The following is a 13,186-nucleotide window of genomic DNA, read 5'->3' as shown; positions in this document are numbered from 1 at the left end:
ACGCCTGCGCCTGACCCGTCCGCACCTGGCCGCCGGGCGCGACGCGGCGGCGCATTGTTTTGTCGAGAAGGCGAAGGGCGCGCTGCGGCTGGCGGCGGTCGATCCGCTGGCGGCGGCGCAGGGCATTATGCCGGGCATGACGCTGGCCGACGCCCGCGCGCTGCTGCCCGGCCTCGCCGCGTTCGACCATGCGCCGCATGACGACCAGGCGTGGCTGGAACGGCTCGCCGACGGCTGCCTGTTCTATACTCCCGCCGTGGCGCTCGACGCGCCCGATGGCTTGGTGCTCGACGTCACCGGCTGCACCCATCTGTTCGGGCAGGAGAGCGTCCTGGCCGACGATGTCGTCGCGCGGCTGGCGCGATCGGGGGTGATGGTGCGCCATGCCTTTGCCGCCGCGCCCGATGCCGCCCGCGCGCTCGCCCGCTATCCGGTGGCGGGCGCCAGCGAGGACGAGGCGGTGCGGCGGTTGCCGGTCGTCGCGCTCGGCCTGGACGACGAGGCGACCGTGGCGCTGACGCGCGCCGGGCTGAAGACGGTGGGCGAGGTGGCGGCGCGCCCGCTGTCGTCGCTCGCCGCGCGGTTCGGCGCCGACGCGGTGGCGGCGATCCGGCGGATCACCGGCGCGGTCGACAGCCCGCTCGATCCCCGGATGGCCACGCCGCCGCTCAGCGTCGAGCGGCGCTTTGCCGAGCCGGTGGCGCGATCCGAATATGCGCTGGCGGCGCTCGGCGAACTGATGGCGCAGGCGGTCGCCCGGCTGGAGGAGACGCATGAGGGCGGACGGCGATGGCAGGCGCGCTTCTTCCGCAGCGACGGGCTGGTCCAGAAACTGTCGGTCGAGACCGGCCAGCCGAGCCGCGACGTGCCGGCGCTCCTCCACCTGTTCCGCGAGCGGGTGGAGGCGCTGGCCGATCCGCTCGATCCGGGATTCGGCTATGACCTGATCCGGCTCGACGTGCCCCTGGCCGAGCGGCTCGATGCCGCGCAGCTCAGGCTGGAGGGCGGGGCGGTCGCCGATGCCCAGGTCGCCGACCTGATCGACCGGCTGTCGACACGGCTGGGGCGCGGTCGCGTGCGGCGGTTCGTGCCCCGCGATCGTCACCTGCCCGAACAGGCCGAGCTGATGCTGCCGGCGATCGACGCCGGCGCGACCGGCAGCTGGCCCCGGCCCGAACCCGGCGAGCCGCCGCACCGCCCGATCCACCTGTTCGACCCGCCGCAGCCGATCGAGAACATCGCCGCCGCCTTCCCGGACGGCCCGCCGCTGCGCTTTCGCTGGCGCCGCACGCTGCACGACGTCGCGCGGGTCGAGGGGCCGGAGCGGATCGCCGCGCCGTGGTGGACCAGCCGCCAGGCGCCGACGCGCGATTATTACCGCGTCGAGGACCGCCGCGGCCGCCGCTTCTGGATCTTCCGCCACGGCCTGTACGACGAGGTCGCGCAACCCGATTGGTACATCCATGGTCTGTTTGCGTGAGGATGGCGGTATTGGAAGAACCAAGGTGGTGACCGCATTCGCCGAACTCGTCGCTGCGAGCAATTTCTCGTTCCTGCGCGGGGCGTCGTCGCCGTCGGACATGGTCGGGGAGGCGATCGCGCTGGGGCTGGCGGGGATCGGCATCGCCGACCGCAACAGCGTCGCCGGCGTGGTGCGCGCGCATGTCGCGCTGCGCGAGGCGCGGTCGCGGCTGCGCGACGTCCTGGCCAAGGCGCACAGGCGGCAGCAAGCGGCGGCGCCGTGGGAGCCGTTCGATCCGCCCGATCCGCTGCCCGAACCGGCCTTCGACTTCCGCCTGCTGGTCGGCGCGCGGCTGGTGTTCGCCGACGGCACGCCCGACATCGTCGCCTATCCCGCGACGCGCACCGGCTGGGGGCGGCTGACCCGGCTGCTGACGCTGGGCAATCGGCGCGCGGTGAAGGGCGGGTGCCTGATCAGGATCGGCGACCTGATCGCGCACAGCCAGGAGATGATGCTGATCGTGCTGGCCGAAAGCAGCTTCGATGCCGAAGAGGTCGAGGAACTGCCCGGACGGCGGCGGATCGACCAAGCGCAGGATCGCGGGAAATTGCGGCTGGGGGCCGAAGAGGTCGTCGAGGATTCCAACGTCGTCGTCTTTCCCGCCAGGTCGATGCCTCATGCCGGGCGCGCGCCGGCATCCACGGAGCCGCCGGCCGCCGGGCAGGTCGTCGGATGGACACCGGCATCGGGCCGGAGTGACGAGTCGCTAGAGAAGGCGCTGCGACGGATCAGGCGCGTCGTCGGCGACCGGGTCTGGCTGGGCGCGTCGATGCCGCGGGCGGGGCGCGACCGGCGGCGGCTGGCGCGGCTGGCGGAAATCGCCGCTGCCGCCCGGGTGCCGCTGCTCGCGACCAACGATGCCCTCTATGCCGCGCCCGACAGCCGGCCGTTGCACGACATTGTCACGTGCATCCGCAAGGGCACCAACGTGAAGCAGGCGGGGCGGCTGCTCACCGCCAATGCCGAGCGCCACCTCAAGCCGGCAGCGGAAATGGCGCGGCTGTTCAGCGACTATCCCGAAGCACTGGCCGAGAGCGGGCGGCTGGTCGCGCGGATCGACTTCACTCTCGACCAGTTGCGCTACGAATATCCCAGCGAGCCGGTGCCGGCGGGCTGGGCGGCGCAGGACTGGCTCGAGCATCTGGTGTGGCAGAACGCGCTGGAACGCTACGACTATTGCGTCCCGGCCAAGATCAAGGCGTCGCTGTCCGAGGAATTCACGCTGATCCGCGCGCGTGGCTATGCCTGTTATTTCCTGACCGTCCACGATCTGGTCCGCTTCGCGCGCAGCCGGCCGCAGCCGATCCTGTGCCAGGGGCGCGGTTCGGCGGCCAATTCGGTGGTCTGCTTCCTGCTCGGCGTGACGTCGGTCGATCCGATGCAGAACGACCTGCTGTTCTCGCGCTTCGTGTCCAGCGAGCGCGACGAGCCGCCCGACATCGACGTCGATTTCGAGCATGAGCGGCGCGAGGAGGTAATGCAATACGTCTATGAACGCTATGGCCGCCACCGCGCGGCGATTGCCGCCACGGTCATCCATTATCGCGCGCGCAGCACCTTGCGCGAAGTGGGCAAGGCGCTGGGGCTGACCGAGGACGTCACGCAGCGGATGAGCGCCACCGTATGGGGCAGCTATGCCGGCCGGATGGAGGAGGAGCGCGTGACGCAGGCCGGCTTCACGCTCGACAATCCGGAAATCGCGCGGCTCAAGGAGATGGTCGACCAGCTGCTCGAATTTCCGCGTCACCTGTCGCAGCATGTCGGCGGCTTCGTCCTGACCCAGGACCGCCTCGACGAGACGGTGCCGATCCACAATGCGGCGATGGCCGACCGCACCTTCATCGAATGGGACAAGGACGATATCGACGCGCTCGGGCTGATGAAGGTCGACGTGCTCGCGCTCGGCATGCTGAGCTGCATCCGCAAGGCGTTCGACCTGATCGACGAGGCGACCGGCGACCGCTTCACGCTGGACACGATCCCGGGGGAGGATCCGCGGGTCTATGCCATGCTGTGCGAGGCCGACAGCCTGGGACTGTTCCAGGTCGAGAGCCGTGCCCAGATGAGCATGCTGCCGCGGCTGCGGCCGCGCGAATTCTACGATCTGGTGGTGCAGGTGGCGATCGTCCGGCCGGGACCGATCCAGGGCAACATGGTCCATCCGTATCTGCGGCGGCGGTCGGGCAGGGAAAAGCCGACCTATCCCGCGCCCGATCCGCGCTTTGGCCCGCGCGACGAGCTTCAGGGCGTGCTCGGCAAGACGCTGGGTGTGCCCTTGTTCCAGGAACAGGCGATGCGGCTGGCCATCGTCGCGGCGAAATTCTCCGCCGAGGATGCCAATCGCCTGCGCCGCGCGATGGCGACGTTCCGCAATGTCGGCACGATGCATAATCTGGAGATCAAGATGGTCGAGGGGATGGTCAGGCGTGGCTATGAACGCGATTTCGCCCAGCGCTGTTACGAGCAGATCAAGGGATTCGGCAGCTATGGCTTCCCGGAAAGCCATGCGCTGGCCTTTGCGCGGCTGGTCTATGTCTCGGCGTGGCTCAAATGCCATTATCCCGCGGCGTTCGCGTGTGCGCTGCTCAATGCCCAGCCGATGGGGTTCTATGCCCCCGCGCAGATCGTCCGCGATGCCGCCGACCATTGGGTGACGATGCTGCCGGTCGACGTTAATGCGAGCGGGTGGGACAATCGCCTGGAGCGATCGGCCGAGCCGCCTGCCGGCCTGCCACGTTGGGCCGATCGCCCGCGCCGCGATACGCCGTTCGCGCTGCGCCTCGGCTTCCGGCAGATCGAGGGTTTTCGCGAACCCTGGGCCGCCAAGATCGTCGATGCGCGCGGGGAGGGCGTGTTCGCCGGCATCGAGGAACTGGCGCGGCGCGCACACCTGCCGCCGCGCGCGTTGCGCCTGCTGGCCGATGCCGATGCCTTCGGATCGATCGGGCAGGGGCGCCGCAAAGCCTTGTGGGAGGCGCGCCGGACGCCGTCGACCGAACTGCCGCTGTTCGCCGCGGCGCGCGCGCGCGAACTTGGTGACGAGGCCGACCCCCGGCTGCCGACGATGCCGATGTCGGACGAGGTCGCGGCCGATTACCAGGTCACGCGACTGTCGCTGAAGGGCCATCCGATGGCGTTCCTGCGCGCCCGACTCCGCGACGAAGGCGTGCTGACCAGCGCCGAGGTCGGCGCGGCGCGCGACGGCGCGCGGGTGAAGGTCGCCGGGGTCGTGCTGGTGCGCCAGCGGCCGGGCAAGGGCAATGCGGTCTTCATCACGCTGGAGGACGAGACCGGGATCACCAACGTCCTGTTATGGGCGCGCCTGTTCGAAGCGCAACGGGTACAGGTGATGGGCAGCCGGCTGATGCTGGTCGAAGGAATCGTCCAGCGCAGCGATGCCGCGGAAGGATCGGTCGTCCACCTGATGGCGGCGCGGGTCGTCAATCGCACCGAATTGCTGTCGCATCTGTCCGACGATCAGGTCGTCGAACCCGCCATGGCGCGCGCGGATATCGGGCTGCAACCCGATTCGCGACATGTCGTTGATCGTGCGCGTCATCCCCGCAACGTCCGCATACTTCCCAAGTCACGGGATTTTCACTGAAATACTGATGAACAATTGCCCATGAATCAATTCATCGACGCGAAAGCAATTTTCTGCAAAAGGCGGTTTCGCGGTTGGAATGGGACCAACCGTGCCGGAACCACGCCGGTGCGTTGTACTCTTTGGGGACCACGAAATGATGCACTCGTTTAAGACCATTGGCCTTGTCGCCGCTGCGCTGGCCGCAACGGTCGCACCGGCAACCGCATTCGCGGCGGATCGCGAATTTACCGTCAAGAACGGCAATGCGAAGGTTTCCGTGCAACGCGTCTGGTACGCGCAGGCGGGAACCAGCGAGGTGTGGCAGGAAGTCTTCCTCGATTATCCGATCAAGCCGAGTACCAGCTCGGGCTTTACCCTGCCCGAGGGCAATGTCTGCCTGTACGACGTCAAGATCCAGTTCAGCGACGACTATGTCCAGACGTTCGCCAACGTGAACGTCTGCCGTCATGACTATGTCGACGCGACCTAGATCGCCCCTATCCGATACAAACCTGACGGGGCGGCGAGACATCCTTGCCGCCCCGATCATTTCACCCGCCAGCTACGATCACGATCAGCACGATCAGGTAGCCATTGCCTTGTCGAACCGGCAGACGTTGATGTTGGCGAACGACTGGGTGTAAGTGTCGCTGAACTGGATCTTGACGTCGTACAGGCAGATGCTGCCCTCCGGCATCGTGAAGTTGGACGACGTCTTGGGCTTGATCGGATAGTCGAGGAAGACCTCCTTCCACGGCTGTTTCGTGCCCGCCGCCGCATACCAGACGCGCTGTACCGAAACCTTGCCGTTCTGGTTGACCACCACGAAGCCCCGACCCGAGGCCAGCGCGGCGCCCGGCATGGTCGCGGCCATGAGGATGACGGCCGCCAGCCCCGCCTTGATTGTCTTGAACATCCCTGTACCCCCCGATTGTTGAACACACCGGACCAATCCGGCGGCGCGAAGGGTAATATACAGCAATCGTGGTTGCACGTACATTGTCGGACCTGTCTTCAAGCCACAAACCGGATCATATCGGCGCCTCCGACCTTGAATGCCGCACGGATTACCTGCGGCTATTCATTGTTTTGCCGCCCGTCCGCCGGCCGCTCTTATCCGATGCTGTGGTGGCGACGCACATTGCGCGCCCGGCTTCGTATCTGCCGGTAACGATGATCGTCAGGTGGCGCGGGGCGGGGCAATCCGATATCTGGCCGGGCCATGGACGCATTGAAACAGGCTCTCCGGCGGCTCGCCAAGGCGGTCGTGGTCATCACCAGCGCCGATGGCGTGGATCGCTTCGCGATGGTCTCCACCGCGGTCAGCGAATTGAGCTTCGATCCGCCGTCGATGCTGGTCTGCGTCAATCAATCCGCATCGCTCTATCGGGTGCTCGCCCTTGGCGCGCCGTTCGCGGTCAACATCCTGCATCATCGCCACGAATCCATCGCCCGGCGCTGCGGCGGCCTGGTCAAGGGCGCGGCGCGGTTTGACGAGGGTGAATGGGTCGATACCGCGCTGGGCGTATCGCGGCTGGCCGATGCCCAGGCCGGCATCATCTGCCGCAACGTCCGGCGCGTCGATCACGGCACGCATGGCATCTTCATCGGAAATGTCGAGGAAGTGTTCCTGAACGGCGTGCCCGAGCCCTTAATTTATCTGGACGGCCGCTACACCCACGCCCACCTCGTCACCTGACCGGCGGCGGACGCCTATCCCAGCCGGTCGGCGTGCCAGCGCAGCTGCTCGGCCATGAAGGTCGAGATGAAATAATAGCTGTGGTCATAGCCCGGATGCCGGCGCAGCATCAGGTCGATGCCGACGGCGCGACACGCATCGGCCAGCAGATCAGGCCGCAGCTGTTCGGCGAGATTGGCGTCGGCCTCCCCCTGGTCGACCAGCAATTCTGGCAGGCGCGCGCCGTCCTCGATGAGCGCAACCGTGTCGTGGCGCCGCCACGCGGCGGTGTCGTCGCCCAGATAGCCGGCCAGCGCCTTCCTGCCCCAAGGCACTATGCCGGGCGCGACGATCGGGGCAAAGGCTGACACCGCACGAAAGCGATCGGGAAAGGTCAGGCCGATGGTCAGCGCGCCATGCCCGCCCATCGAATGACCCATGATCGACTGGCGCGTCCGGTCGACGGGGAAATGGTCGGCAACCAGGGTCGGCAATTCTTCGGTGACATAGCGCCACATCCGGTAATGCCGATCGAACGGTGGGCGAGTGGCATCGACATAGAAGCCCGCGCCCAGCCCGAAATCATAGGCGCCGGCCGGATCGTCCGACACGTCGTCCCCGCGCGGCGACGTGTCGGGTGCGACGAAGATCAGCCGGTGCCGGGCGCATGCGGCGCGGAACTCGCCTTTTTCGGTGACATTGGCATGGGTGCACGTCAGCCCTGACAGATACCAGACGATCGGCAGATGCTCGTCCGGCTCGTGCTCCGGCACGAACACCGAGAAGGTCATCGCCGTGCCCGTGGCGGCGGACGCGTGCCGGTAGACGCCCTGCACGCCGCCGAACGCCACGCTGGTCGAAAGTGTCTCCATCGTCATCAGCACCGGTTCATCGCCATGATCTTGTTGCCGTCAGGATCGCGCAGACAGGCGGCACGGATGCCGCCGCCGCACGAACCGCGCTTTTCCGCCGACGTGCGGTCATTGGCAAGGCCGGCGGCATGGAACCCGTCGATCGCATCGGGTAATTCGGCCTCGAAGCCGATCGTTCCGCCGTTGCCGTTACCGGAGGTGGCGGTCCCCGGCGCGATCCCCAGCGCGCGAGCATCGCATCGTAGAAGGCGCGTGATCCATGTCGTCGCAGACAATGCGTACGTACGTGAACACAGATTACCTCCCGGAGTCACCCCGTGTCGTTCAACACGTAACCGACCGAATACCTGCAATTTTGTCCAGCCTCTGTCGAACCCGGCAGCGCGTTTGTGTAACTTTTTTGTCCGCTTTTTCACGGATTGACGGTTTCAGGCAGTGGCGTCCCGCAATGGAAGTAACAAGCACTCGGATCGTTGAGAAACGTCCAAGCAAGCTTGCGTAAACGATGTCGATTTCTGGCAAGCTCATTCGTCACGCCATTGATCCGCGGATATTTCGATCCACGCGCCCCCGCGGGGCGCGACCTTGCAACGCAAGATGGATCTTGGCCTGTTCCTGCGTTTCGATCCACGCGCCCCCGCGGGGCGCGACATTATGGAAACGTCGCTGGCCGGGCTTATCGACGTTTCGATCCACGCGCCCCCGCGGGGCGCGACCCTCACGGAGCAAATTGCGACGGCGGGTGCGGAGGTTTCGATCCACGCGCCCCCGCGGGGCGCGACTCGACGGGCAGCCGGTCGTTCGTCACGTACGATTTGTTTCGATCCACGCGCCCCCGCGGGGCGCGACATATCTAAGGGAACAGGGACAATGCCGGCACGCGTTTCGATCCACGCGCCCCCGCGGGGCGCGACTTGCGCCGCGTCGTTCTGCCCGAGCCAATTGTGCGTTTCGATCCACGCGCCCCCGCGGGGCGCGACTCGCGGTCGCGCTTGCTCGCCTTGGCGCAGTAGAAGTTTCGATCCACGCGCCCCCGCGGGGCGCGACCCGCGACAGGGTGGTGTCGTCGCCCTTGCTGGCGTTTCGATCCACGCGCCCCCGCGGGGCGCGACCTATCGGCTCAATCCGGGGACATATTTATATGGGTTTCGATCCACGCGCCCCCGCGGGGCGCGACCATCGCCGCTTTGGAGGGCCGAATGATGGCGGTAGTTTCGATCCACGCGCCCCCGCGGGGCGCGACCTTAATTCCCGCCGCCAAAATGGCGTGTGTCGAGTTTCGATCCACGCGCCCCCGCGGGGCGCGACCCCGGTTGTTCCGGGTCCCGTTTCGCACGATACGGTTTCGATCCACGCGCCCCCGCGGGGCGCGACGAGACGCGCGGCCCGTTCATTCTGGTAGAGCCGGTTTCGATCCACGCGCCCCCGCGGGGCGCGACACGTGGATTTCAATATATCCGTTGGCATTATCGCAGTTTCGATCCACGCGCCCCCGCGGGGCGCGACTAGTGATGGTTTAACCGGCAAGGGGCCGGGACATGTTTCGATCCACGCGCCCCCGCGGGGCGCGACAAGCGCGAGGCTTGGGAAAGCTATATCGGACCGGTTTCGATCCACGCGCCCCCGCGGGGCGCGACCCGCAACTCTATGTATCCGTCTGTAATGCGCGATGTTTCGATCCACGCGCCCCCGCGGGGCGCGACGGTTGATCCTTAAGCCATCCTTTGGGTTGCAAGAGTTTCGATCCACGCGCCCCCGCGGGGCGCGACCACCGCTTATTGCGCTGGCGTTGTGGCTTATTAGTTTCGATCCACGCGCCCCCGCGGGGCGCGACCGGTACGCGGCGCGTCACCCGAAAGCACTAGGCTAGTTTCGATCCACGCGCCCCCGCGGGGCGCGACGCGCGCCGCCCTGGTCGGGCTTTTCCTGCGCATGTTTCGATCCACGCGCCCCCGCGGGGCGCGACCAGGCCGGGTTCGACACCAAGCAGTTTGCGGAGGTTTCGATCCACGCGCCCCCGCGGGGCGCGACGGTCGTCAAGACGGGTCCGAACGCGGGGCAGCCGTTTCGATCCACGCGCCCCCGCGGGGCGCGACCATCGGTCCGAAACTGCCCAAGCCCTCCACGACGGTTTCGATCCACGCGCCCCCGCGGGGCGCGACGTTCGGTCTGCCGCGCCCAGCGCTCGCACCATTCGTTTCGATCCACGCGCCCCCGCGGGGCGCGACACCGGCTCGAATGCACGATGTTCGGACGCACCGCGTTTCGATCCACGCGCCCCCGCGGGGCGCGACTCCTGATGTAAGCGGAGCTGCCCGTTCGCATCGCGTTTCGATCCACGCGCCCCCGCGGGGCGCGACGGGGCATCGGTATGAAATCCGCATGGACCCTGCCTTTCGATCCACGCGCCCCCGCGGGGCGCGACGCCGGTTCGTGGGGCAACGTCGTGGGCTGATGTCTTTCGATCCACGCGCCCCCGCGGGGCGCGACGGGCTTCAGCTACATGAAAATGTGGGTGGACGACTTTCGATCCACGCGCCCCCGCGGGGCGCGACACGCCGTCACCGTCATCGGCTGGCCGCTAAGGCCTTTCGATCCACGCGCCCCCGCGGGGCGCGACTTGTCGGTGAGATGCGCCTTGCTCTCTTGCACTTCTTTCGATCCACGCGCCCCCGCGGGGCGCGACAAGCGCCTGGGCGCACGCGCGACGGGGCTAGAGCTTTCGATCCACGCGCCCCCGCGGGGCGCGACATGAGCTATGCCCAATCGTATCGTGAGGCGTTCGGAGAGCTTTCGATCCACGCGCCCCCGCGGGGCGCGACTTGCGAATTGGTTCCACCATCACCCGCGCACGACCTCTTTCGATCCACGCGCCCCCGCGGGGCGCGACACCATCCCGTATCGGTTCCGCGCATCGCATCCGTGTTTCGATCCACGCGCCCCCGCGGGGCGCGACGCCGCATCCGCTGATCGCCCACGGCGTCATGTCGGTTTCGATCCACGCGCCCCCGCGGGGCGCGACTCGGGCTATGGTGACGCGCCGTCCGCCCTATGTGTTTCGATCCACGCGCCCCCGCGGGGCGCGACAGATCGAGAGCGTCGAAGTTATATTCGCCTCCGATGTTTCGATCCACGCGCCCCCGCGGGGCGCGACGCGCCACCATAGCGACGAAGCCCATAGGGTCGCAGTTTCGATCCACGCGCCCCCGCGGGGCGCGACCTGCTTTGCGTCGCAGATATTGCACTCGAAATTAGTTTCGATCCACGCGCCCCCGCGGGGCGCGACGCGTTCCAGCCGGGCAGGCCGTAGGACAGCGTGAGTTTCGATCCACGCGCCCCCGCGGGGCGCGACGTCAGCCAACACCCGAGGTTCTCAAGCTTAAGGTGTTTCGATCCACGCGCCCCCGCGGGGCGCGACCTGCGGCGCCCGCAGCGGGTGCCCCGCCATGGGCGTTTCGATCCACGCGCCCCCGCGGGGCGCGACTCGCGCTCATCGGCGGCTTGCCGACGATGAACTGGTTTCGATCCACGCGCCCCCGCGGGGCGCGACCTGCTTCGACTTCGCCAGAAGGCAGGGGGGTGCAGTTTCGATCCACGCGCCCCCGCGGGGCGCGACCAAGCGGCCGGTCTATCGGCCGATAGCGCGCAAGTTTCGATCCACGCGCCCCCGCGGGGCGCGACGCTGATCCGGATGTAGCTCGTTGAGGATCGTCGAGTTTCGATCCACGCGCCCCCGCGGGGCGCGACTCGTGGTAGAGGTGCCGAAGATGCCCGCCATGCCGTTTCGATCCACGCGCCCCCGCGGGGCGCGACCGCCCGCACTAAAGGGCGTGCCTAGTTTGATCCGTTTCGATCCACGCGCCCCCGCGGGGCGCGACTTGCAAGGCCCAAGCGCCGGTAAGGCCGGAACCCGTTTCGATCCACGCGCCCCCGCGGGGCGCGACCTAAAGGGAGCATCGCTTTCCACCTACAAAACAGTTTCGATCCACGCGCCCCCGCGGGGCGCGACGATGCCGGATAAGGACGAGGAAACCGACCATAAGGTTTCGATCCACGCGCCCCCGCGGGGCGCGACAGCAGCGCGAGATCGGTCTTGCCAGTCTTCTCCAGGTTTCGATCCACGCGCCCCCGCGGGGCGCGACCGTGCCGCGCGTCGGGATAGTTGTTGTCCGACTCGTTTCGATCCACGCGCCCCCGCGGGGCGCGACCCTCGGCCTTCGTCCGAGGATAGCCGGAGTGCGAGTTTCGATCCACGCGCCCCCGCGGGGCGCGACTTGAGCTTCATCCTCGCGGCCGGCACCCGCCAGTTTCGATCCACGCGCCCCCGCGGGGCGCGACGTTGGTCGCCGGGGACATACATCATCGTGCGGAGTTTCGATCCACGCGCCCCCGCGGGGCGCGACGCCAGCTCACCCGGCAAGCAAGCCAAGTGGACGTAGAAGGTTTCGATCCACGCGCCCCCGCGGGGCGCGACGCCCCACGTCCCGGCGCTCTTTTTTTGCTTCCACGTTTCGATCCACGCGCCCCCGCGGGGCGCGACGCGAGCGCGGACTGGATAGAGCGCCGCATACCCATGTTTCGATCCACGCGCCCCCGCGGGGCGCGACGCGCGTCGAGTAGCCGCTGGTTCGCACTGCGTCGGTTTCGATCCACGCGCCCCCGCGGGGCGCGACCAGCGCAACCAGGTCTTGCACCTCGATCTCGGAGTTTCGATCCACGCGCCCCCGCGGGGCGCGACCCGAGCGGCGTTCAATGGGCCTCCCACCCCCTCCTCAGTTTCGATCCACGCGCCCCCGCGGGGCGCGACCGTCGGCGTGCCAGGCTGGCGGCCTCCGCATCGCTGTTTCGATCCACGCGCCCCCGCGGGGCGCGACTCAGGCGCTCCTGAAGGATATTGGACTGGTCGCGTTTCGATCCACGCGCCCCCGCGGGGCGCGACGCCGGTGGTGGTGGCGATGCGCCTTGCTCCAGCGTTTCGATCCACGCGCCCCCGCGGGGCGCGACTCGCGCCTGGGCAGGCAGCAATCGCAGGGGATCGGGTTTCGATCCACGCGCCCCCGCGGGGCGCGACCCGCGACCAGGCGGCGAAGGCGTGGCGCTCGACGTTTCGATCCACGCGCCCCCGCGGGGCGCGACCGTATCCCTTCTCAAGCCCGTCCACCAGCACTTGTTTCGATCCACGCGCCCCCGCGGGGCGCGACCAAATGCCCAACGTCAAGGGTCTAACGCATTGAGTTTCGATCCACGCGCCCCCGCGGGGCGCGACCGATGGCCATCACGCCCAGATCGACCGCGTCCTGGTTTCGATCCACGCGCCCCCGCGGGGCGCGACTGATGGTCGACCCACCAGTGCCGATCACCCGTGGTTTCGATCCACGCGCCCCCGCGGGGCGCGACCATGACGGTCTCCTTTCCTCTACACCATAGCCGAGTTTCGATCCACGCGCCCCCGCGGGGCGCGACACAGGCTCTTGCGGACCCCATCGCGGCGGCGGTGTTTCGATCCACGCGCCCCCGCGGGGCGCGAC

At 68.1% G+C, this 13,186-nt stretch carries 7 protein-coding genes and 1 CRISPR repeat array; of the genes, 4 read left to right on the top strand and 3 right to left on the bottom strand.

Annotation, left to right across the window (positions count from 1 at the left end):
- Window positions 1-4 precede the first annotated feature (4 nt).
- From ACFE7K_RS07920 to ACFE7K_RS07910, 3 genes are all read left to right on the top strand, one after another.
- Entirely contained in the window at window positions 5-1,480 is a 1,476-nt protein-coding gene (locus ACFE7K_RS07920) for a DNA polymerase Y family protein (RefSeq protein WP_375397690.1), read from the top strand.
- Complete coding sequence (locus ACFE7K_RS07915; RefSeq protein WP_375397639.1) at window positions 1,464-5,126, top strand: error-prone DNA polymerase; 3,663 nt, start codon at window positions 1,464-1,466, stop codon at window positions 5,124-5,126. The genes ACFE7K_RS07920 and ACFE7K_RS07915 overlap by 17 nt, the downstream gene beginning before the upstream one ends.
- 136 nt (window positions 5,127-5,262) lie before the next feature.
- Entirely contained in the window at window positions 5,263-5,598 is a 336-nt protein-coding gene (locus tag ACFE7K_RS07910; protein WP_375397638.1) for a hypothetical protein, read from the top strand.
- Window positions 5,599-5,691: 93 nt separating this feature from the next.
- Here ACFE7K_RS07910 and ACFE7K_RS07905 read toward each other — a convergent pair whose 3' ends face one another.
- Window positions 5,692-6,024: a hypothetical protein gene (locus tag ACFE7K_RS07905; protein WP_375397637.1), complete on the bottom strand. Its 333-nt coding sequence runs from the start codon at window positions 6,022-6,024 to the stop codon at window positions 5,692-5,694.
- 306 nt (window positions 6,025-6,330) lie between these two features.
- On the opposite strand from ACFE7K_RS07905, the gene ACFE7K_RS07900 reads away from it, so the two are divergent.
- On the top strand, window positions 6,331-6,807 hold the full coding sequence (locus ACFE7K_RS07900) for a flavin reductase family protein (protein ID WP_375397636.1): 477 nt from the start codon (window positions 6,331-6,333) through the stop codon (window positions 6,805-6,807).
- Window positions 6,808-6,821: 14 nt separating this feature from the next.
- Here the strand turns inward: ACFE7K_RS07900 and fghA are convergent, their stop codons facing one another.
- The gene (gene fghA, locus ACFE7K_RS07895) at window positions 6,822-7,658 is read right to left on the bottom strand and encodes an S-formylglutathione hydrolase (RefSeq protein WP_375397689.1); all 837 of its coding nucleotides are present in this window, start codon (window positions 7,656-7,658) and stop codon (window positions 6,822-6,824) included.
- Window positions 7,659-7,663: 5 nt separating this feature from the next.
- On the bottom strand, window positions 7,664-7,933 hold the full coding sequence (locus ACFE7K_RS07890) for a hypothetical protein (RefSeq protein ID WP_375397635.1): 270 nt from the start codon (window positions 7,931-7,933) through the stop codon (window positions 7,664-7,666).
- Window positions 7,934-8,210: 277 nt separating this feature from the next.
- A CRISPR array of direct repeats spans window positions 8,211-13,186; the repeat unit is 32 nt; unit sequence GTTTCGATCCACGCGCCCCCGCGGGGCGCGAC.

The organism is uncultured Sphingomonas sp., from assembly GCF_964244265.1.
Classification (GTDB): domain Bacteria; phylum Pseudomonadota; class Alphaproteobacteria; order Sphingomonadales; family Sphingomonadaceae; genus Sphingomonas.
The sequence above is the reverse complement of the archived record's forward strand: the minus strand, read 5'-3'. Positions and strand labels throughout refer to the sequence as shown.